We start from the raw sequence: 19380 nt of genomic DNA on the forward strand, positions 1-19380 counted from the left end.
GCTTCATCCATCCGGTGGAAATCTATACAGCATGTACACAGCGTATGCCTAGAGGCGCGGGATGGCTACGAAGACGATTGCCCTGGACCGCGAGGCCTACGAGCTTCTCCGGAAACGCAAACGGAAAGGAGAGAGCTTCAGCGATGCCGTCAAGCGAATCGCCCGCGAGCCCCGACGCTTGTCGGACTTGCAGGTGCCTAGCGAAAGCACCTCTCCGGGAGCGAGATCCGGGAAAACGAGGGTGTCGAAGTCGGTTGCGATGAGCCCTCCGTTTCGTCGGTTTCTCGATCGGCTCGCCCGGGACCTTCGACCCGAGCGGGTCGTCCTGTACGGGAGCCGGGCTCGAGGGACCCATCGTCCGACCAGTGACTACGATATGCTCATCGTTGCGAGGCGGTTTCAGGGCGTCCCTTGGGTAGAACGCGCGGCCCTCGCGATTCGCCTTTGGGACCTTCCCGTGGACCTCGAGCCAATCTGCCTCACCCCGGAGGAGTTCCGCCGGCGGTCCAAGGAGATCTCGATTGTTGGCGTGGCAGCGCGAGAGGGGATCGTAGTTTTCCCCTGACGGGTCCGAGTTCGAGTCAAGAAAGGGAATCCCATCTCCCGGCGAGGAGGGAGCCGGGAGGACGTCCGCTTCCTCGGCGCATTCGCCCCGTTCACCGACCCGGCCGAAATCTGTATGTATCATCTACACGGCTCATGCGGACAGGCGCGACATGGAAACGAAGAAGATCGCCCTGGACCGGGAGGCATACGAGCTTCTCCGGAGACGCAAACGGAAGGGAGAGAGCTTGAGCGATGCCGTCAAGCGAATCGCCCGCGAGCCCCGACCCCTGTCGGACTTTGCGGGAGCCTGGCGGAAACATCTCTCCGAGCGCGACATCCGGGAAATCGAGGAGGCGATCGCGCGGGGCCGCGCCGCGGATCGGGAACGGATGCGCAAGAGAATACGGCGGCTGGGATGACCGGCGCGCTGGGACACGGACTTCGCGCGGATCCCCGGCTCGCGATCGAAGGCTACTGACTGCGGCCGGGGACAGGGACACGCAACGAAAAGTAAGCGTCGCCAGGATCCCAATCTTCGACGCGTCGACCGCGTGGCGGCACACGTGACAGCCCCTCTTGCTCGAGGCAACATCGGTTTGCAGGGTTCCAGGCGACGAGGAACAAACAAAAATAGCAGCCGACAGCTGCAGGTAGGGGCGATGGAGGGGGCGAGTAACTCATCGAATCGCGCGGCGACGGCTCGCCTGTGGACGAGCGTGAGGATCGCGGCCCTCAGGCCGTGGCCCTGGTTCGTCGCGGCGGGGATCGCCGCGCTCGCCGTCTACGTCGCCAGCGTGCTCTCGACGGCTACATTCGGATGCATCGGATGCCCTGCCGAGGTCCCGCCGAATCCTTACAATAGCGCGTTCGTCGTCTTCCTGATCCCGGCCGCGACGTTCCCGTCCCTCGCCGTGCTGGTCTTCTGGCCGGTTCTCAAGCGCCTGACCGGCCGAGGCGCGGAGGACCTCTCCGTGGAGAGTCGACTCGTGACGCACCTGGGTTCCGTCCTCGTGTTCACGATCGCCGCGGCGATCACATGGCTTGCGTACTTCATCTATGCGGGCCTCCTCACCGGGTCATTTTTGGCCGCGGTCTACGTGCTACCCCTCGTGCTCCTCACGATCCCGCTTGGCCTCATGTTCCAATTCCTCCTGGAGATGGCGAGCAGCGTCCTCAAGGGACAACGGCCTGCAGGGGCGGTCATCGTTGCGTACGCGCTCCTCGTCTCGCCGCCGCTCCTCGCCCGCTCGGGGGTATTCTCGCTCTTAGGACCCGTCGGATTCCTGATATCCGGCCCTCCCTTCGCCTACTATCTTGCGACCGCGGCGTATGGCGGGAACTACGGCTACGTCGGCGGCGCCGGGCTGGCCCAAGCGATTTTCTTCGGATGGTTCGCAGTGATCTCGGCTTGGTGGGTGGCGTGGGCTCGACAGAAGCCGAAAGCCCGCTGAGGCCCGCCGGGTCAGCCCGCTCCCGCAGTCCGGCGTGCGGACCGACGCGCCTTCCGGAGGGATCGGGACCGCCCCGCGAGGACGGCGAAGAACACCCAGGATTCCTGTGAGGGTTTCCTCCCCGCGTCTATAAATAGTTATGACTCATTATAACGAATGATGAGCCTCACGACGATCCCGGTTTCCAAGGAAACCCGCGACCAGCTGAAGCGGCTCGCCTCCAAGGGAGAGACGTACGACGATCTGCTGCGCCGCCTCATCGAGGATGCGGGGGCCCGCCTCCTGTACGAGCGGGAGAAGCGCATCCTCGAGACCGAGGAGTTCGTCCCCCTTGACGAAGCGTAGGGTCCTCCTCTCCAAGACCGCCACGCGCCAGCTCGAGCGATTGCCCCGGGATGCCAATCGGCGAATCCGGGAACGGCTCAAGGCCCTCGAGGACGACCCGGTTCGTCCCCGGCCCGGCGCGGACATCCGCCCCCTCTGGGCCCACGACGATCCTCCGCTATACCGGCTTCGAGTCGGCGACTACCGCGTGTTGTACTTCGTCCTACCGGAAGACGTCCGTGTCACGGAAATCGTCCATCGCTCGCAGGGATACCGCGGACTGGACTGAGGCCCGAGGCCCTCGGACCGGTCGTGAAGAGGTCCGAATCCCGGGCCTTGAGCTCAAGCAACAGGCGGGTCTCATGGGGACCCAGACGAACTCTTTTTGTGACGGTCATGACGTCTGACGTAATACTGTTACAAGATCGATAGATCTTCTCCCAGGAGCTGTGAATGGGGCGCTCGGGTCCTCGAGTCAACGCCACCGCGTGCCGCAATCCCCTCGATGCGCGAGGGCACGTCATCTCCACACCCTCTCGTTGGGCCCGGGAGCACTCGATCGGCGCGGAGGACACCGTCGACGGGCGGCTCGTCTACAACGCCACATAGGGATTCAACGAGACCGTCGAGGTCGACCGCACGACCGGGTCCACGATCAGCGTCACCCGAGCCGACGGCCGGAACGGGACCCAGCCGTACACGTTCCGGATCAACGACACGGGCCTCTGGCCCCCGGAAGGGTTATATGTTCGGCAACCCATACATATGTCCAGTCTATTGGACATATGACCGGACCTCCAGACACCCCCTTCGCCACGTTGCTTGCGGGCATCCTGAGCACCCGCGCGAGGCTCCGGGTCGCGATGCTCCTCGTGCGCCTGCCCGAGAAGGAGTTCACGGGGAGAGAGACCGCGAGGCTCCTTGGGCTGAGCCCCTCCACGGCCCTCGAGTCGCTGAGGATCCTCGTCTCCAGTGGACTCGCCCGCCAGCGGGCGATCGGACGCGCCTACGTGTTCCAGGTGAATCGCGACTCCTACCTCTTCGCGATTCTGGACAACCTCCTCCGGTCCGAGGACCGCATCCGCGAGGAGATCCTCGAGATGGCTCGCTCCACACTGGGAGAAGGAGTCGTCTCCATCGTCCTCTTCGGGAGCTACGCCCGGGGGACGCCGGGGCCCTCCAGCGACCTGGACCTCCTCGTCGTCACAGAGGACCCGAAGAAGATCGGGGAGCGATTGGACAAGCTGGAGGCGCTGTTCCTTCGTCGCTACGGGCTGCACGTGGACGCCAAGGTCCTCACCCCCCGGGAACTGAGGGCACGGGCGTCCCTCCCGTACATCCGGATGGCGCGCTCGGAAGGCATCGTGGTGGGTGGCAAACCCCTGGAGCAGGTGATCGGCCGTGGCTCGTAAGACCCGTCCTGTCTCGAAGGCGAAGTATCTCAACTACCTCCGGAAGTCGGACGAGTTCCACCGATCGGCGAAGCAGGCCTTGGACCGAGGGGATTGGAACGCGGCCGTGTCCCATGCCATCCACTCTGCCCTCTGCGCTTCCGACGCCGTCACCGTCTTCTATTCAGGGACTCGGTCGGCCGCGGAAGCACACGCCGAGATGCTCCGGCTGCTCGCGGGGCTCAAGCTCGACCGCAGGGAGCTCGATCGGAACCTCGCACATCTGCGGGCGCTCCTGCAGTTGAAGACGACCTCGGAATACGAGGACCGCCTACTCGGCGAGCGGGATGCGGCCGCAAGCGTGCAACATGCGGACCGCTTTCGCGAGTGGGCGCTGGCGAAGCTCGCGGCGAGTGGCTAGGGATAGGCCAGCCGCGCGTGCTCCACCCCCCGGGCCCCGTTTGATCCGTCCTCCTGGCGTGGTGAACAGACGGTCCGCATCGACCTCGTCGACGTACGGATCGTCCACAACGCGACGTCGGGATTCAACGAGACCGTCGAGGTCAACCGCACGACTTGGTCCCACTCGTAACGTCGGCCTCGCCGAAGACTCGATCTGGACCCAGCCCTACACGCTCCGCATCGGCCTACCCTCGTTGGGAACCCCTCCGGGCTTTCCCCGACCGCAAGGCGGATACGAGCAGACGGACCGTTTCGTCCCGCGTCCTCTCGGAAACTCGGCCCACGACGGAGTGGATCAGGGCGCGATGGATCGTGAACAGCTTCAGCGGCCGAATCTCGCTCGGCTTCGGGAGGCGCCCCTCGACCATCCCGCGGTCCTCGAGCCGGACCGTGTCGGCGCCCCGGGAGAGCTTCGACGTGACCCCGCAGAGAACCACGTCCTCGCGATGCACGACCAGCACGAGGGCCGGGCGGCGCTTCACCGCGGACAGGTCCGTGAAGGGGAACGAGACCGTGACCAACGACCCCGCGAGGAGCCGCATGGGCCTTCCGCCTCACGCGTCGTTCCAGACATCGTCCTCGGGGTTGTCCCACAGATCCTTCAGGGCCCGTTCCGAGGCACGGAGGAGCGGAACGAACTCGTCCTTCAGGATCCCCTCGACGTCCTTCTTCTTGCGCAGGATGAGCGCCTCTCCGGCCTCGAGGAGCACGAGATCCGCGTCCCGGCCCAAGCGGTGACGCTCGCGGACCTCCTTCGGGATCACGACCTGGCCTTTGCTGGACATCTTCACGACGTGCACGAGCGAGTAAGTCCAGTCTTACCTCATAAACCTTGCGGGGGGTGCGAAGGCATGTTCTCGTCGACACGCGGCACCCGGCAGGCATCCGCTGGCGTCGAGGTCCTAGCAGCCATCTTCCTCAAAGCCCTCGGAAGATATATTAATCTCTCGACGCATATGCTAACTAATGTTCGCACATCCTCGCACGGGGACGGAGGCGCTGCTCGGTTCGACCCTGAAGATCCGGACCCTTCGCGTCCTCTCCCGCTACCCGACCCGGGAGTTCACCACGCGGGAGCTCGCCGGGGAGGCCGGTGCGAGCGACGTGGGCGTCGGCAAGGCCCTCGATGACTTGGAGGCCTACGACGTCGTGCGGAGGCGGCGCATCGGTCGCGCGTACGCCGTCCGGGCCAACCCGGGCTCCGCCCTCTTCCAGGCGGCGCGGGAGCTCTTCGGGCGGGAGGAGGAGCGGGGCGCGCGGTTCCGGAGGGCCGTGCAGCGGTGGTGCGCCCGGGAGAACGTCGAGTACGCCGCCCTCTTCGGCAGCGCGGCGCGGGGCGAGATGGGACCGGACAGCGACGTGGACCTCCTGGTCGTGTCGCGGACCCCGAAGGCGGTGTTCGACGCTCTGGCCGACCTCGCGGAGGAGACCCGCCGCTTGGTCGGACGGCCTCTCTCGCCTCTGGTCCTGGACCCGGAGGAGTTCCGCAAGGCGCGGTCCTCGAGCCTGGGCGAGGGCTTGCGTCGGGAGGGGATCCCCTTGTACGCGAGGAAAGGGAGACGGTGAGGACCCGGTCCGTCGCGAGGGACCGGTTCAAGGTCTTCTTGGATCGGGCCACGGAGTTCATGGACTCTGCACACGGGAGCCTCTCCCGCCACCATCACCAGGCGGCCGCATCGAATGCTGCGCACGCCGCGATCGCGGCCGTGGATGCCGTCACGGTGTTCCATGCCGGAAAGAGGAGCGCCCCGCAGAGGCACGAGGATGCCGTGCATCTTCTCCAAACGTTGGGACTGCCTCGCTCGGAGGTCGAGCCGCGAGCGCGCCAGCTCATGCGGATCCTCGGGCTCAAAACGAAGGCGGAATACACCGATGAGCTCGTCACGGCTCGGGAGGCCGAAGACGCCGTCCGCACGGCCGAGCGCATCGTCGCCTGGGCACGGACTCAGCTCCCCCGCGTGACCTAGCCGGGCGGAGGGTGCGCCCCGACGCCCCTCTCGCCCCCACCCGTGGCGCCGTCTCCGGGATCGCCGCCCGCGGGCCGCCTCCGAGGCTCCGCCGAGGGCCCTCAGGCCCGACCCGCACGGACCGTCCGCAAGCGTGCGCGCACTGTGTCCGCCACGGCTTCGAAGGGCGGGACCTGTCCGAGCAGCGGCTCGAGGTCTCGCCGCCACGTGGCGCCGATGCGATCGATCCGGGGCCTGAGTTCGTCCGGCCGGAAGGCCATCCCGTCCTTCCACCAGCCTAGCTTCGCCTCGACGACCTCCGAGTCCACGGCGACGCCCTCCCGCAGGAGGAACCACAGGTCGTACAGGTCCCGGGCCTGGCTGCGCATGAAGAGGGAGCGGATCTTCTCCGCCGCGATCTCACGCAGGTCCATCGTCGGCATCCGCGCGTCCCGCGGGACGACGCGGTACGGATCGTGGATCGGCCGAGGCTCCGCCGGGAGGAGGATCTTCTCCCGCAGGCTCAACTGCACGAGGACGTGGTTCGGGTGGAGGTTCATGTCCTCGTACCGGATCTTCAAGGTGCGCCCGCTCCTCCCGCCCGGCACGCGCTCGACCCGCACGAGGCGCACCCCCGCGCGCCGCCCGGCTTCCAAGAGGCGGGGTGCGGCGTCCGAGACATCGTCCGAGACGTCGCGCGCCGCGGTGAAGTCGAGGTCCTCGGAGAACCGGTAGCCCTCGAAGTACATCTTGGACAGCGCCGTACCGCCCTTGAACGCGAGGTCGCGCGCGCACGGTTCCCGCGCGAGGACCCCGAGGACGAGGGTGAGGACCTGATCCTTCTCCATGGTCCCGAGCGCGGTGCCCGTCCTCCCTGCGAGACGGCGCAGGTCCGTCGGGTCCACGCTAGACCCGCCTCCAGGCCAGCAGGTCTTCCCGGGCGACGTTGAGGAGCAGCCCCCACTCCTTCGAGACGCCCAGACTCCGGCGGGGGGCAGAGGGGTCGAGCCACCGGAAGCCGGTGAAGGCCCTCCGCCGGGGCCGGACGTCCATGCGGAGGACGCTCCGGAGATACCCCAGCCGCCGGGGGACCGCGTCGACGCCGAGCCGTCCCGCGTACGCCTCCACGCGGTTCCAGCTCACGTCGTGGCGCGCGGACCAGAGGGCTTTCGCCACCTCGGGGATCCCACCGGAGTAGCGGGGCTCGAGAAGGCCGTCGACGAGGGTCCTCTCCCGGTCCGAGATCCGGAAGGTGCCTTTCCCGAGCGGCTCCTCGGTCGCGCCGAAAATCCTCGCGGCTCGGAGGGTCACGAACCGCACGCGCTGCCCCTGGAACTCGAAGGGGCGGTGCCTCCGGGAGCTGACCACATGGACCGTCCGCGGGACCTGCTCCGTCATGCCCCAGTAATTCATCGCGGACCAGAACCCGACGTAGTAGTCGCGGTCCACGACCGCGTCGATGACCCGGTAGACGCTCGCAGACCAACCGCCCTCGGGACCCGCCCGGGCGGGGACGAGGAGGTAGCGCCCCTTCCGGACTTCCGCGAGCCGGCCCTTCCGACGCAGGCGGTGGAGAACAGGCGCGACATCGCGCAGGCCAAGAGCTTTCCGAGCCTCGTCGGTCGTGAAGAAGTCCGACTCCCGGGCCTCGAGCTCCAGCAACAGGCGGGTCTCATGGGGACCGAGTCGAATTCCCTTTGTGACGGTCATGGCGTCTAACGTAATAATCGTTACAAAATAGATAAATCTTCTCCCGAGGGCTGTAAATAGGGGCGCTCGGGTCCGTGAGTCAGCGCCACCGTGTGTCGCGATCCCCTCGATGCGCGAGGGCACTTCATCTCCACACTCTCTTGATGGGCCCGGGAGCACCCGATGGACGCGGAGGACATCGTCGACGGGCGGCCCCGTTTACAACGCCACCTCGCGGATACAACGAAACGGCCGAGGTAGCCGCACGACCTGGTCCACATTCAACGTCACCCTGGCCGACGGCCGGAACGGGACCCAGCCCTACACCTTCCGGATCAACGATGTCGGCCTGCGGAAGGTCCAATTCCTCCTCTTCAAGGACGGCGATCTCTCGAGCGCGTTTCGGGAGCTCCACCTGTACGTGCGCGTGACGTTGCAGGCAAGCCCTCTAGCCTACATCCCCCGGCGTTCTCGCGGTAGGCGCGGGTATTCGAATCCGCCCAAGTGGGGCAGCGCCGTGCTCCTGCCGCCTACCGATATCCGAACAATCGATCGTAGTCCCTGTGGGACAGGATCTCCAAGATCAGGACCACCGTGCCAACCCCCGCTGCGGACTGAACCGTGTAGACTCCGCGGTAGGCAAGGGGCAGCTCGAATCGCCATGCGTTGGTCAAAGGAGAAGGGAGGCCGCTCCGCGCTGCGAGTCGCGCGGGAATTCATCCTTCGAAATCTGGTCTCCGGCAAATGCGTCTTGCTTCAGGCGCAAGACCCACCATTCGAGCTTCTTTCGCTGTTTGGGCCGAAGCTCCGCCTCCGCGGCTCTTGCGCGAGGTCCGAGCCGGACCTCGCTTGCCGAGAAACGAGCCAGGTCACCGAGCCTCCCACGTCTCCACAACCTTCCAGAACGCGGGCTCGACGTTGAGCGTCCACATGACGCCTTTCGAGCCTTCGGTGACGCAGCCGAGGCGCTTGTAGTGGTCAATGGCCTCCCGGAGTGTGGCGTGCATCATCTTCCGCGGCAGGAGCCCCTTGATTCGGTTGAGGCTCAGCGGTTCGTCGAACTTGCGGAGCACGGACTCAACCATGTGCAAGGTGTCGAGGGTCGGCCCCTTGTGTTCCAACCTGGGAGGCATGGGCGGCGCTCGCATCGGCAGTGGGTATGAGTTCATGTAGTATATCAACCTGTACCTGAGGTCCGCGAAGCACAGGAAAATCCCGTTCCTCCTCTTCAAGGACGGCGACGTCTCGAGCGCGTACCGGGAGCTCCACTGTGCGTGCGCGTCGCCGAGCCGGGGAAGGATCGGGGGAGCGGCTCTACTTCACCCGTCCGGTCCGATTTTCCTTCGAACCCATTCCAAGAATCGCGCCGCGTCTCGGAGCACGCGTTCCGCCTGGGCCTTGGAAGCGGATATGCCTAGATAGCCAAAAACCGATCGTTGATCCAAATCGCGTTTCAGAAGGTCCCGTTGAGAGGCCCCGCCGAGGAGGCGGACGACGTCCGCATGCAGCCGCACCGCCTCTCGATGGTCCATGGAGGCCACCGCCCCGAGGAAGCGGGCGGTGAGGGCGTCGTTCGCGTTGATGAGAGATTGGACCGCGTCGAATCCTGCGGCATTGTACCGCTTCTCCTCGAAGTTCTTCCGCGCGGACTCCAGGAATTCCAGCGCCTGGCGGAGGAACCTCGCGGTCGCGTCCCGCCCTACCGTGCGAGCCACGTCGCCTTCCCCCGAAGGAGCCGCCCCTCGGACGCGATCGTCTCGAGCAGGGGATCGAACGCCCCGAGGCGCCGAGCCACCTCGCCCCGCGTCAGGACCAAGGGCGACACGTTCGCGTCGGACCGGTCCAGCATCGACGCTGCGGCCTTCCGTACCTCGGCAACCTGGCGGCGCTCGCCCACGACGACGAGGACATCGACATCGCTCCGGGCGCTCGGCTCGCCCCGCGCAACGGATCCGAAGAGGATCGCGGCGTCGACTCCCTGCCGGGGCAACGCGGAGGCGAACTCGCGGGCGACGTCGACGAGGGCCGACGTCTCGCTCCGGAACAGTGACGCCAACGCCTTGAACTGCGGATGGGAACGATTGATGCGAACGAGACGCGAGCGACCGACTCGGCGCGTGAGGACGATGCGAGTCGCGAGGAGCTGCCCGAGCGCGGGGTGAACGGATCCGAGGGACTGGCCGAGATGCAGACCAATCTCGCGGGTCGAGAACTCCCGAGCGGGATGGGCGCAGAGGACCCGGAGGATCCTCACCTTGGTTCGCGACCCCAGGATGCCTTCGAACACGCGTCCGCCATGAAGGCGGGAGTGATATATCGATTTTTCGATTGCATGTACGATTTTTCGAATCCAGGACAAACGAGGTGCCTCCCCATCCGCCGGTATCGGCATCGCCCTCCGTGGCCCGGTCGTCGTCCATCTTACTTCGTCCTCGCGGAAGGGGTCCGCGTCACGGAGATCGTGCACCGCTCGCAGGGCTACCGCGGGCTCGATTGACCGCGAACGGAGGAGCATGCGGCGACCGCGCGGCCGCGGAAGCGGCGGCTCTCCCTGGACCGGACCCTGGAGAAATCCGCGTCCACCGGAGGATGGCATCTTTATCCGGTAATGCTCAGATGGGTGGAAAGGCCTAAGTACGTCTGATGCCATGGGATCCCCATGGCCCATGCGGCTCGAGGGAAGGTCGGCGCCAAGGGCGAGCTGTTCCCGCCGAAGAAACTCCGGGACGAGGTCGGCCTCCGACCCAGGGCCGACGTGCGGTACCGCGCCGAGGAAGGTCGCCTCATCGTTGAACCACTCCCCACCCTGCGCGAGGTACTGAGCGAACCGCCCGATGTCGTCGTCGCCCCCGCCGAGGTCCGCGCCGTGCGGTCCAAGCTGTCGCAGGAAGTGGAGCGATGAAAGCCCTGCTCGACACGACATACCTGCTCCCCGCGATTGGCGTCGCGGTGTCCGGCGTGGCCCGGGATGCGGTCCTGCGGGTCCGGGAGGCGGGCCATCGGACCGTGGCCTCCGCGGTCTCCGTGCTCGAGGTCGCCGCGAAGGGCGGGAAGCTCGTCGCGGAACGGAGGCTCGACCGACGCCGCCTCGTGCGCGGCCTACGGGCGATCGCCGCGGACCGGGAGCTTGACGTGGTGCCCGTGGAGAGGGAGGACCTCCTCGTCGCCGCCGCGGACCTGAGGTCGCTCCATCCGGATTTCCTCGACTGCGTCCTCCTCGCGACCGCCGCGGCGGAATCCGACGTGTTCCTCACCGAGGATCGAGGCTTGCTTCGACTCGCACGCAGCGAGGCCTTCCGTCGCATCGCTCGGCCCGTGGCCCGGGGGTTTGCGACCCAGCGGGCGGCCCAGCTCCTGCGGCCCGAGGAGGGACGTCGGGGTCCCGCCGGGGGCAAGTCCCGCGAACGCCGTTAGTCGCGAGGACCCGGGTGCCCGACGGACGCAACGGGGAGCCAGGGGTACGATGTCTCGATCCTACTAGCCGGGCCAGGATTGAGGAAGCGGTTCTGTTCGTTCGATTTTCCGAACGAACCCCGACGCGTCGCCCATGAGAGGCCCCTACTCCCCCGGAGTCACGCCGGACACTGGACATAACGCGCGCTGGCCGGCCAGGCTTCGGCCTCCTCAAGGTCGGTCATAGAGCACCTCTCCCGCACGGAGGATCCGGGCGAGTCGCGAGTCTCCTCCGAGCTCACCGGGGCTGACGGCGATCGGCACCAACCGCAGGCCCGCTTCATCCTGCACCTCCGCCGCCATCCGGAGGAGCCGGTCCATGGTCCGGTCCGTTCGCCGGTCCAAGACGACCGCGACGTCAACATCGCTCCCGGGACCCGAGGTCCCCCGCAAGGCGCTGCCGAAGAGGATGATCCGACGGACCTCGCGCAAGCGGGAAGCCCGACGGGCAAAGAGGAGCGCGGCGCCTCGGTGAGGCCGTAACCGGAGCGAGACGATGCGCTTCAGCTCGGGCAGCAGAGGAGACGTGGTGTTCAGGGAGACGACGCGAGCCGCACCCACACGCCTCTCGCGGAGCGCTCCCAGGGCCCGCAGACCGTTCACCGTCCGCCAGGTCGTGGCGTAAGGAACTCCGCTCTCCATGGAAAGTTCGCGGACCGTGAACTCCCTTCCCGGGGTGCGCAGGAGGCGCTCGAGGAGGCTCCGATGACGAAGCAGGCCCGCCACCTCGGGAGCGTCTGCAGAAGGCGGACCGCGGGGCGAGACGCTGTTATTCATCCGTGGATAGCGTTATCCATTCATGGATAATTAACCTTCGGTTCGGGTGGCTGAATTCGGGCAACAGGGCATCGACCAGATTCCGAGGTGACTACACGCCAAGGATTTTCCGAGCGTCGTCGGTCGTGAAGAGGTCCGACTCTCGGGCCTCGAGCTCCAGCAACAGGGGGGTCTCATGGGGACCGAGTCGAATTCTCTTTGTGACGTTCAGGGCGTCTAACGTAATAATCGTTACAAAATAGATAGATCTTCTCCAAGGGGCTGTGAATGGGGTCGACGGGCCCATAAGTCGATGCCACCCGCACCGCAATCACTTCGATGTGCGAGCGGCGCTTCATCTCCACGCTCTCGTGATGCGGCCGGGAGATTGAGCGCCGCATGGGCAGGAGCAGGGCGCACAGACGATCGCCTCCTTCGACCACGACTTCGACAAGATCCGCGGCATCGAGCGGCTCGCATAGCCGATGAGGAGGGAGCCACGGGGCTCAGTACGTCGCGACCTCAAGACCAGGGACCCGTTCGAAGTGCTTCGCGTTCCGCGTCAGCACCGGGAGTCGTTCCTCGAGCGCCATCCCTCCAATCTGGGCGTCTACGGGGTCCAGGGTCGTCCCGCGGCGAAGGAGCGCTCCCGAAAGCCGGCCGGCCCGCGCGGCGTGGGGGCGCTCGAACGCCAGCACGGTGTAGCCCCCGAGCACAGTGTCGATCCTGCGCGCCTCCTCCTCCGGACGGTCGGCCCGCTCCACGCCTTCCCAAAGCTCGAACACGGCGGGGGTCGGAACCCAGAGGAGGACGCCTTCGGATTCGAGACGACGCACCTCCCGCTGGGCCGCCTCCCTCCTTCGCAGCAAGTCCACGAGGAGGGTCGTGTCGGCGATCACGACAGGCCGAGCTCCTTGCGGCGACGGGCCAACCGGTCCCGGCGGTTCGCCTCGATGGCCTCGGCGATCGCGTCGGCCGCCTTTCGGTCCACGACGCCGGCCAAGTCCGTCAAGGACCGGCGGCGCGCGAGGCGCCGGACGACATCGCTGAACGATTCACCGGGTCGTTTCGACGCCGCGAGCGCCTGGTACGCGTCCTCGGAGAGGGAAATCGTCCGGGCACCCATAGAGTGTGTGTCTATAGACTCTGTGTATATAGACCTTATGCATCCAAGGGTCGAGACCCAATCCTCTCAACCGCGCGGAGAGCTACTGATGGGCGACCGAACGAGGCCTTCTTGGGTCGCCGGCGATTTCCCACCGCAATACCTCCTGTGAGCGTCGTCCGGTTCCTTGGTTTCGCGGCAGGAATCACAGTAAGATTGTAGACTACAAGATGCCTTATACGCCGACCGCGTTGCACAACGCATGACCGTGACCACGACCAAGGTGAGCCGGAACGGTCAGGTCGTCATCCCGAAGGAGATCCGCGACAGGCTGGGCCTCCGGCCCGGCGACTCCCTGGTCGCCGCGGACGTCGGCGGTAGGATCGTCCTCTCCCCCGCGCGAAAGGAGGCGCTCAAGGAAGAGTTCGATGGGCTGATGGCCGAGTTCGATCGAAAGCTCCGCGGGTTGCGTCTCCCCGAGGGGGAGGTCGTGCGGATCGTCCGCCGCGTGCGACGCGGTCGGTGATCGGATCGCCTACCTGCTCGACACGAACGTCCTCGTCAGCGCAATCCTGGGCCCGGGCCACTCCCGACGTCTCCTCGCCAGGGTCCTGGCCACTGCAGAGCTCGTCGTGAGCGACGCGATTCTCGCCGAGCTCGACGAGGTGCTGAGGACCGAACCCCGACTCGCTCGGAGGATCCCTGCGCGACTCCGAAGCGAATATGTGGCCCTCCTTGCCCGGGGCGCGCGCTTGGTTGCCCCGCGGCCGGTGAAAGGGCTGCGCGACTCCGGGGACGCGCCGATCGTGGGCACGGCCTTGGCGGCGGGGGCCACGCTCGTGACGGGAGACAAGGAGTTGCGAGAATCCGGGGGGACGATCCTTCGGACTCTCTCCGTCCGGGAAGCGCTCGTCGAACTCGGCTTGCGGCCGTAAGCGTCTTCGCACACGGACGACCGACGGCCTACGCCCGTGCCGTCCCGCGTGCGGCCCGACGCGCCTTGCGGACGGAAAGCGCCCGTCCCGCAAGGAAGGCGAAGAACACGGCGAGCCCGCCGATGGTTTTCGCTTCGTCCGACGGCCACGACATCCAGAGACGGCTCAGGAACTCGACCCGGACGCCCTGATACGCGACGAGCACGAGGATCGCCATCAAGAGGGAGAGCACGCTCACGATGAAGAGAAAGAACGCGAACAGATTCCTCGGGCCCAGTCCAACGAACGCCGCGAACCCTCCCCGCGCCACGCCCGGTAATCTTGCCATCCCCCCAAGAAGGTTTTGCTTGCCCACGCGCCTTCTGCGCCCTGGGTCCGCGATCGGGCGGTCGGCGAATCCTTCGATTCGCATCGCCCGCGGGCTCTGGGCGCCTTCGGAGAAACGGATCACGCTCGCGAAAGGAGCGGATGTCGAAGAGGACCAAGCCCCGCCCTTCCGCCCCGATTCGCCAAGCCGGGAAGAAGGTATATTATGGGCGCCTTCCCTAGCATCCGTTCGATGGGGCTCTTCCGGATTCGCGTGGCCGTCTACAGTCTTGAAGACGAGCGTCGCAGCGAGGAAATGGACCTCGTCGTGGACACCGGCGCCACCTATCCGGTCATCCCGTCTCCAGTAGCGGAACGCTTGGGGATTCGGCGGTCCGAGGAGATCACCTTCACGCTCGCGGACGGGACCCGCCGGCCTCGCAAGGTGGGCTGGGCGGGGCTCGCCTACGACGGGCGCAAGACCCACACCCGGATCGTCTTCGGCGAGGCCGAGGACGTCCCCCTCCTCGGCGCGTTCGCCCTCGAGGGCCTGGGCGTCGAGGTCGACCCCGTCGCGAAGACGTTGCGGCCCGCAACCCAGTATCTGCTCTGAAAAGGGCATGTCGGCGGCACGGTGTCTCCGCCGTTCCTCCATGGAAGCGGCGATTCGCTTCTCCGCGCACAAACTCTAAGAGCGTCCCGCTCCATCGTTTGGATCGAGATCGATGGGGCTCTTGCGCGTCCGCGTCCGAATTTTCAGCCTCCGAGACGAGCAAGATTCCCGGGAGCTGGAGATGGTCGTGGACACCGGCGCCACGTATTCCGTGATCCCGGGGAAGGTCGCAGACGACCTCGGGATCCAGGCGACGCACGAACGCACGTTCACCCTCGCGAGCGGCCGGCAGATGTCCCGACGGCTGGGCCGAGCGGGGTTCGCGTACGACGGCCTCGAGGCGGCGAGCGTTGTCGTCATCGGCGAGCCCGACGATGTGGCGCTCCTCGGCGCGACCGCCCTCGAGGAGCTCGGGATGGAAGTGGACCCGGTCGCGAAGGCGCTCCGGCCCACGACGCAATACCTCCTGTGAGCGTCATCCGGCGAGCGGCGCGGCTTCCGCGGACGCGGTCGAGGTCAAGAAACGCGTCCAGCGCGGGATCCGATGATCTTGGCGGACTCTTCCCTGTTCACCGACCGGTAGAAATGCCTATGAGGTCCCTCCACGACCTCGTGTGAGGCGCATGGGCTTTTCGACCCACGCCTCCGCGGGCAACCCTTCGAGCACGAGACGGATCGTCCGGTAGGACCCGGTCCCGGCGACGAGCCACGGTCCGCGCATCCTGCGGCCTCGACATACGAGGCGCTCGCCTCGAAGGCCGTCTCCCGGCTCGGTCCCGATCATTTGATGCGCCCCTCCTCCACGAGCTCGCGAGTCGCGCGCATGGTCACGGCCAAGTCGAGGCCCCGCTCCGCGGCGATGTCGCTCGGATACGCCTCCTCGTTGTCCCGGAGATACCGAAGGATCTCCTTCTTGGCCTCTTTCAGGTCGGTGGGTCGTTCGACGATGAGGCGAATCTCCGAGAGCTTGTCCCGGACCGCAGCTCGTACGAAATCGGAGACGTTGAGGTAGTGCCCCGCCCGAACCAGTTTCTCAATCTGCTCGACCTCCTTCGGCGCCAACTTGGCTGAGATCGTGTCCACGTTCGGCACGATCCCTGGTATAGCATGGTATACTTTATTCCTTTCCCCTCGATGTGGTGTACATGTAACCAAGCGCCCTCCGGGTCCCGGCCTCCGTGAGATTCGAGCCGTGAAGCACCCATGCAGCCACGCGACGTAGGCGAGGGCAGCGTCCAAGGTTTGGGCGTTTCACTCGGCCGCAGGTTCCTCGCGAATCCGGAGGGCGATCCGGCCGAGCAGGCGACCCTGCACGACCCGAGTGTGGGCCGCGGCGGCCTGGTCGAGCGGGTAGACCGCCGCGAGCGGGACCTGGAGCCGGGCCTCGCCCGTCGCGCGCGCGAGCGCCGCGAACTCCGTCGGCCCGTATTCGCCATCGTACGCGAGGACTCGAAGGCCCGGTCGTCGGCGCGGCTCCGGCTCGACTCCGTTTGGGTACCCAACACGACCACCCGGCCGAAGGAAGTCGATGCATCGCTCGAGCGATTCCCCGCCGGCCAGGGCCAAGATCGCGTCGATCCCGTCGGGCACCGCCGACTTCAAGCGGCCGACCAGGTCCGATGCGCGGGCGTCGATCGCCTCGTCCGCGCCAAGCCGTCGGACGAGCGCGGCGGACTCCGACGTGGAGGCCGTCCCGAGCACGCGCGCACCGCGACGCTTCGCGAACTGCACGGCGAGGGAGCCCACGCCCCCGGACGCCCCGAAGATGAGCACGGTCTCGCCTCGATGCAGCCGCAACGTGTCATCGATTCCTTGGAGGGCGGTCAAGCCCGTCGTCGGGGCGGCGCCTGCCTCCAGCAACGTCAGGTGCGCCGGCACCCGCCCGACGCTATCCGCCTCCACGGCGATGTACTCCGCGTAGAATCCGCCCTTCGGGTTCGAATAGTGGCACGCCCACACCCGATCGCCGATTCGGACCTTCCGCACGCGGGCGCCCGTCGCGACGACGATGCCCGCGCCATCGGTGCCCGGCACGATCGGGAACCGGGCCTTCTGCCCCCACGGCCGCCAGGACCCGTCGACCACGAGGGCGTCCCAACTGCCGACGCCGGCCGAATGGAGAGCGATGAGGACCTCCCGCGGGCCTGGCTCGGGGACGGGGAGTCGATGCGGCGTGAGCTCGGATGGCGGACCATATCGGTCGTTCGCCGCAGCCTTCATCATCGCCGGCACGTCCGGTCGTCCCGCGCTGGCGCCCCTTCGCTTCGTCACGGTCTTCCCTCCCCTGCGTTCGAGCCGGCTCGATCCTCCGGCCTTGGGCGGGAACTCGAATCGCGATATAAGGTTGCCCCGGGCCCCGTTTTCGTCGCCGCGGTCTCGCGCGAATCGGGCGTCCCGCGTTCGCGGGAGTTGGTCAGATCTTTCATGAGCCCATGCTGCCGGGATCGGGCAAGTCCGCCAAGGATTCGCCTCCCCATTCGATGCGTTGAAGTGCATGACAAATCATTACATCGTCAAATGAAGAGCCTGCAGGTCCGGCTCGGCGAGGACGAAATCGAAGTCCTCGACGAACTCGCCGAGGAGATGCGGATCTCACGGTCCGAGCTCGCCCGGAATGCCTTGCGGGAGGGCGTGCGCAGGCTCCGGATGGAGAAAGCCCTCACGCGCTACGTGAACCTCGAGTTCACCTTGAGCCGGGCGGCCCAGTACGCGGGCGTGACAATCCAAGAGATGGCCGCGGCCGCCCGCGACCGCGGAATCCCGTACTTCCGCTACTCGCTCGAGGAGCTTCGGAGGGACCTAGATCGGGCGGCGAAGTGGATGAAAGGCTGAGGCATGCGGACCTGGGCCGACGCCCCCGCGCTCATCGCGCTGGACGCATGCGGAGAACTGGACCCCTGAGAGCTTCTTCGAACGGATCGGGCCGGTCCGTTCTCCTTAATGATTCTTTCGGCGCGGGCTTTATCGGCCTCAACCCTTCCTGGGCCGCGCCCATGGTGGCGCCCGGGAGCCGGCACGTCCGCGAGAGGACGTGGGACCGGATCACACAGCCCAAGAAGCCGCGACCGACCGCCCTCGCGTGGATCCTGTTCCTCGTCATCGGCATGCCGCTCGGCGTCATGGCGGCGCTCGGCGTCCTCGCCGCGACGGGAATCTACGTCGACGTGCTCCGGCCGCTCTGGCGCCCGTGGCCGTCCGACCCTCTGAAGTCGTTCCTCGGCATCGCGGGGTTCGCCATGACGCTCGCGTACCTGAGCTATCGGAAGGGGCGGGAGAGAGGATACAAGTCGGGCACCGTGACGGCGGTCGCCACGTTTCGGAACATCGCCGAAGGCCGCGACGAGGCGTCCCCTGGATCGTCTCCGGGAAGCTCACTCCGGCCGCCGCTTTAGCTGTCTCCGTGGGATCGGACGTCCGGCTTCACCGGCTCGGCGCGAGCGCCTCGACGGGAATCGCCGACCCGTGGCCGGAGGCACGGTCTCGCCCTCGACGCCTTCGGCCATCGTCTCCGGGATTCCAGGCGCGGACGGTTGGGACCGCTTCGACGGGGCGCGGGCGCCGAGCAGACCCACTCCCACGAGAGCCCAGGCGATGAGGCACGTCCATCCGTACGCGAGGAAGAGCACCGCCGCCGTGTTGAGCTGGGGGTGGGTGGTGGCGAAGCTTTCCGCGCCGGGGAGCATCGTCCCCGCGACGATCGCGAAGGTCAGGCAGCCGACGAGCGGGGCGGCGACGCTCTCCATGATCCGGGCATGGGCCGCGAGCGCGTCCCCGCGTTGCCGGATGACCTCCTTCAGCACCTCGCGCCGGGTCTTCGCCGACGTGATCGCCGTCGACACGTCGACGAGCGTGCCGGCGACCTCGAACTCCTCGACGCCGCCTTCCGTCGGCACCGACTCGATCCGGTTCATGAAATCGTCGATCTCCGCGTCGCTCGGCGGCAGCAAGTCGACGTCCCCCGGGCTCGGCTCGTGGTCCTCGGGCAGCCGCATCGCCTCCGGGAGGCCGGCCAGGCGGAGGTCGAGGGACCGCACGATCTCATCGAGGCGCCCGGCGCGGCTCCCCGCCATCGAGACGAGGAACGCCGACAGGACGATCGCGCCGAGCAACGAGATGGAGTAGACTTGGGTCGACACGGCCGCCCCAAACCACGGCCCGGACGTGCCCAGGGCCGTCGCGGACGCCAAGGCCGCGACCACGCCGAGCATCGTCGCGAAGGCGCCGTGGAGCATCCACGCCCGCCAGATCACGTCATGCCCTCTCGGTCCCCCGTGGCGCGGGTCCCTTTTAAAGCCAGAGACGCGGTTATCGTCCGCGACAATCTCCCGCCATACGCGTCTCGGTGCGCGCCGCGACGGCGACGCCGATGCGTTCATATGGCGGCCGGGAGTCTCCGACGACAG

At 66.9% G+C, this 19380-nt stretch carries 33 protein-coding genes and 1 pseudogene; 18 read left to right on the forward strand and 16 right to left on the reverse strand.

Annotated features, from left to right (window positions below; genetic code table 11):
* The first annotated feature begins 61 nt into the window (after nt 1-61).
* The 6 genes and pseudogenes from VF992_00800 to VF992_00825 all read left to right on the forward strand — a co-directional run bounded on the left by VF992_00800 (nt 62) and on the right by VF992_00825 (nt 2610).
* Nucleotides 62-169 (forward strand): annotated as a pseudogene (locus VF992_00800) (antitoxin VapB family protein).
* 90 nt (nt 170-259) lie between these two features.
* Nucleotides 260-565 (forward strand): nucleotidyltransferase domain-containing protein, encoded by a 306-nt coding sequence (locus VF992_00805; GenBank protein ID HEX9339702.1) that lies wholly within the window; start codon nt 260-262, stop codon nt 563-565.
* 151 nt (nt 566-716) lie between these two features.
* Complete coding sequence (locus VF992_00810) at nt 717-965, forward strand: antitoxin VapB family protein (GenBank protein HEX9339703.1); 249 nt, start codon at nt 717-719, stop codon at nt 963-965.
* Nucleotides 966-1205: 240 nt separating this feature from the next.
* Complete coding sequence (locus VF992_00815) at nt 1206-1997, forward strand: hypothetical protein (protein ID HEX9339704.1); 792 nt, start codon at nt 1206-1208, stop codon at nt 1995-1997.
* Nucleotides 1998-2153: 156 nt separating this feature from the next.
* Nucleotides 2154-2342: a hypothetical protein gene (locus tag VF992_00820; protein ID HEX9339705.1), complete on the forward strand. Its 189-nt coding sequence runs from the start codon at nt 2154-2156 to the stop codon at nt 2340-2342.
* A complete protein-coding gene (locus tag VF992_00825) occupies nt 2329-2610 on the forward strand; it encodes a type II toxin-antitoxin system RelE/ParE family toxin (protein HEX9339706.1) in 282 nt (93 codons plus the stop codon). Before VF992_00820 ends, VF992_00825 begins: the two co-directional genes overlap by 14 nt.
* Nucleotides 2611-2914: 304 nt before the next feature.
* Here VF992_00825 and VF992_00830 read toward each other — a convergent pair whose 3' ends face one another.
* Nucleotides 2915-3040 (reverse strand): hypothetical protein, encoded by a 126-nt coding sequence (locus VF992_00830; protein ID HEX9339707.1) that lies wholly within the window; start codon nt 3038-3040, stop codon nt 2915-2917.
* Nucleotides 3041-3106: 66 nt separating this feature from the next.
* Between VF992_00830 and VF992_00835 the strand changes: the two genes are divergently transcribed.
* Both VF992_00835 and VF992_00840 read left to right on the forward strand, forming a co-directional pair.
* Nucleotides 3107-3733 (forward strand): nucleotidyltransferase domain-containing protein, encoded by a 627-nt coding sequence (locus VF992_00835; GenBank protein HEX9339708.1) that lies wholly within the window; start codon nt 3107-3109, stop codon nt 3731-3733.
* Nucleotides 3723-4133 (forward strand): HEPN domain-containing protein, encoded by a 411-nt coding sequence (locus tag VF992_00840; GenBank protein HEX9339709.1) that lies wholly within the window; start codon nt 3723-3725, stop codon nt 4131-4133. The genes VF992_00835 and VF992_00840 overlap by 11 nt, the downstream gene beginning before the upstream one ends.
* 226 nt (nt 4134-4359) lie before the next feature.
* Here VF992_00840 and VF992_00845 read toward each other — a convergent pair whose 3' ends face one another.
* A complete protein-coding gene (locus VF992_00845; GenBank protein ID HEX9339710.1) occupies nt 4360-4716 on the reverse strand; it encodes a type II toxin-antitoxin system PemK/MazF family toxin in 357 nt (118 codons plus the stop codon).
* A 12-nt stretch (nt 4717-4728) separates the two neighbouring features.
* Entirely contained in the window at nt 4729-4974 is a 246-nt protein-coding gene (locus VF992_00850) for an AbrB/MazE/SpoVT family DNA-binding domain-containing protein (protein HEX9339711.1), read from the reverse strand.
* A 166-nt stretch (nt 4975-5140) separates the two neighbouring features.
* Here VF992_00850 and VF992_00855 point away from each other — a divergent pair, with 166 nt between their 5' ends.
* Complete coding sequence (locus VF992_00855; protein ID HEX9339712.1) at nt 5141-5740, forward strand: nucleotidyltransferase domain-containing protein; 600 nt, start codon at nt 5141-5143, stop codon at nt 5738-5740.
* A complete protein-coding gene (locus tag VF992_00860; protein HEX9339713.1) occupies nt 5737-6141 on the forward strand; it encodes a HEPN domain-containing protein in 405 nt (134 codons plus the stop codon). The genes VF992_00855 and VF992_00860 overlap by 4 nt, the downstream gene beginning before the upstream one ends.
* Nucleotides 6142-6242: 101 nt before the next feature.
* Here the strand turns inward: VF992_00860 and VF992_00865 are convergent, their stop codons facing one another.
* The 5 genes from VF992_00865 to VF992_00885 form a co-directional block, all read right to left on the reverse strand.
* Entirely contained in the window at nt 6243-7025 is a 783-nt protein-coding gene (locus tag VF992_00865; GenBank protein ID HEX9339714.1) for a nucleotidyl transferase AbiEii/AbiGii toxin family protein, read from the reverse strand.
* Between the two features lies 1 nt (nt 7026).
* Nucleotides 7027-7830: a type IV toxin-antitoxin system AbiEi family antitoxin gene (locus tag VF992_00870; GenBank protein ID HEX9339715.1), complete on the reverse strand. Its 804-nt coding sequence runs from the start codon at nt 7828-7830 to the stop codon at nt 7027-7029.
* A gap of 848 nt (nt 7831-8678) precedes the next feature.
* Nucleotides 8679-8957: a hypothetical protein gene (locus VF992_00875; GenBank protein HEX9339716.1), complete on the reverse strand. Its 279-nt coding sequence runs from the start codon at nt 8955-8957 to the stop codon at nt 8679-8681.
* Nucleotides 8958-9128: 171 nt separating this feature from the next.
* Nucleotides 9129-9524, reverse strand: coding sequence for a HEPN domain-containing protein (locus tag VF992_00880; GenBank protein HEX9339717.1), 396 nt, complete (start codon nt 9522-9524; stop codon nt 9129-9131).
* Complete coding sequence (locus VF992_00885; GenBank protein ID HEX9339718.1) at nt 9509-10096, reverse strand: nucleotidyltransferase domain-containing protein; 588 nt, start codon at nt 10094-10096, stop codon at nt 9509-9511. Before VF992_00885 ends, VF992_00880 begins: the two co-directional genes overlap by 16 nt.
* A 372-nt stretch (nt 10097-10468) precedes the next feature.
* Here VF992_00885 and VF992_00890 point away from each other — a divergent pair, with 372 nt between their 5' ends.
* Together VF992_00890 and VF992_00895 are read left to right on the forward strand one after the other, a co-directional pair.
* Nucleotides 10469-10711, forward strand: a complete 243-nt coding sequence (locus VF992_00890; GenBank protein ID HEX9339719.1) for a hypothetical protein — start codon at nt 10469-10471, stop codon at nt 10709-10711.
* The gene (locus tag VF992_00895; GenBank protein ID HEX9339720.1) at nt 10708-11223 is read left to right on the forward strand and encodes a PIN domain-containing protein; all 516 of its coding nucleotides are present in this window, start codon (nt 10708-10710) and stop codon (nt 11221-11223) included. Before VF992_00890 ends, VF992_00895 begins: the two co-directional genes overlap by 4 nt.
* Before the next feature lie 210 nt (nt 11224-11433).
* On the opposite strand, the gene VF992_00900 is transcribed toward VF992_00895, so the two are convergent.
* The 3 genes from VF992_00900 to VF992_00910 form a co-directional block, all read right to left on the reverse strand.
* The gene (locus tag VF992_00900) at nt 11434-12039 is read right to left on the reverse strand and encodes a nucleotidyltransferase domain-containing protein (protein ID HEX9339721.1); all 606 of its coding nucleotides are present in this window, start codon (nt 12037-12039) and stop codon (nt 11434-11436) included.
* Between the two features lie 485 nt (nt 12040-12524).
* Nucleotides 12525-12917 carry a PIN domain-containing protein gene (locus VF992_00905; protein ID HEX9339722.1) on the reverse strand — a complete coding sequence of 131 codons (393 nt, stop codon included), beginning with the start codon at nt 12915-12917 and terminating at the stop codon, nt 12525-12527.
* Nucleotides 12914-13144, reverse strand: coding sequence for an antitoxin VapB family protein (locus VF992_00910; protein ID HEX9339723.1), 231 nt, complete (start codon nt 13142-13144; stop codon nt 12914-12916). Before VF992_00910 ends, VF992_00905 begins: the two co-directional genes overlap by 4 nt.
* 247 nt (nt 13145-13391) lie before the next feature.
* Here VF992_00910 and VF992_00915 point away from each other — a divergent pair, with 247 nt between their 5' ends.
* On the forward strand, nt 13392-13649 hold the full coding sequence (locus VF992_00915) for an AbrB/MazE/SpoVT family DNA-binding domain-containing protein (GenBank protein HEX9339724.1): 258 nt from the start codon (nt 13392-13394) through the stop codon (nt 13647-13649).
* A 13-nt stretch (nt 13650-13662) separates the two neighbouring features.
* A complete protein-coding gene (locus tag VF992_00920) occupies nt 13663-14058 on the forward strand; it encodes a putative toxin-antitoxin system toxin component, PIN family (GenBank protein ID HEX9339725.1) in 396 nt (131 codons plus the stop codon).
* Nucleotides 14059-14086: 28 nt separating this feature from the next.
* On the opposite strand, the gene VF992_00925 is transcribed toward VF992_00920, so the two are convergent.
* Nucleotides 14087-14368, reverse strand: coding sequence for a hypothetical protein (locus VF992_00925; GenBank protein HEX9339726.1), 282 nt, complete (start codon nt 14366-14368; stop codon nt 14087-14089).
* Between the two features lie 249 nt (nt 14369-14617).
* On the opposite strand from VF992_00925, the gene VF992_00930 reads away from it, so the two are divergent.
* The gene (locus VF992_00930; GenBank protein ID HEX9339727.1) at nt 14618-14977 is read left to right on the forward strand and encodes a retroviral-like aspartic protease family protein; all 360 of its coding nucleotides are present in this window, start codon (nt 14618-14620) and stop codon (nt 14975-14977) included.
* Between the two features lie 112 nt (nt 14978-15089).
* Nucleotides 15090-15449: a retroviral-like aspartic protease family protein gene (locus VF992_00935; protein HEX9339728.1), complete on the forward strand. Its 360-nt coding sequence runs from the start codon at nt 15090-15092 to the stop codon at nt 15447-15449.
* Between the two features lie 117 nt (nt 15450-15566).
* On the opposite strand, the gene VF992_00940 is transcribed toward VF992_00935, so the two are convergent.
* From VF992_00940 to VF992_00950, 3 genes are all read right to left on the reverse strand, one after another.
* Nucleotides 15567-15761, reverse strand: a complete 195-nt coding sequence (locus VF992_00940) for a hypothetical protein (protein HEX9339729.1) — start codon at nt 15759-15761, stop codon at nt 15567-15569.
* Nucleotides 15758-16069 carry a ribbon-helix-helix protein, CopG family gene (locus VF992_00945; GenBank protein ID HEX9339730.1) on the reverse strand — a complete coding sequence of 104 codons (312 nt, stop codon included), beginning with the start codon at nt 16067-16069 and terminating at the stop codon, nt 15758-15760. Before VF992_00945 ends, VF992_00940 begins: the two co-directional genes overlap by 4 nt.
* A gap of 159 nt (nt 16070-16228) precedes the next feature.
* Nucleotides 16229-17248: an NADP-dependent oxidoreductase gene (locus tag VF992_00950; GenBank protein ID HEX9339731.1), complete on the reverse strand. Its 1020-nt coding sequence runs from the start codon at nt 17246-17248 to the stop codon at nt 16229-16231.
* Between the two features lie 246 nt (nt 17249-17494).
* On the opposite strand from VF992_00950, the gene VF992_00955 reads away from it, so the two are divergent.
* The gene (locus VF992_00955; protein HEX9339732.1) at nt 17495-17809 is read left to right on the forward strand and encodes a UPF0175 family protein; all 315 of its coding nucleotides are present in this window, start codon (nt 17495-17497) and stop codon (nt 17807-17809) included.
* 161 nt (nt 17810-17970) lie between these two features.
* The gene (locus tag VF992_00960; protein HEX9339733.1) at nt 17971-18369 is read left to right on the forward strand and encodes a hypothetical protein; all 399 of its coding nucleotides are present in this window, start codon (nt 17971-17973) and stop codon (nt 18367-18369) included.
* On the opposite strand, the gene VF992_00965 is transcribed toward VF992_00960, so the two are convergent.
* On the reverse strand, nt 18349-19227 hold the full coding sequence (locus tag VF992_00965; protein ID HEX9339734.1) for a hypothetical protein: 879 nt from the start codon (nt 19225-19227) through the stop codon (nt 18349-18351). The two genes, VF992_00960 and VF992_00965, sit on opposite strands and share 21 nt — an antisense overlap.
* Nucleotides 19228-19380: the final 153 nt, after the last annotated feature.

This window comes from Thermoplasmata archaeon (assembly GCA_036395115.1).
Lineage (GTDB): Archaea > Thermoplasmatota > Thermoplasmata > RBG-16-68-12 > RBG-16-68-12 > RBG-16-68-12.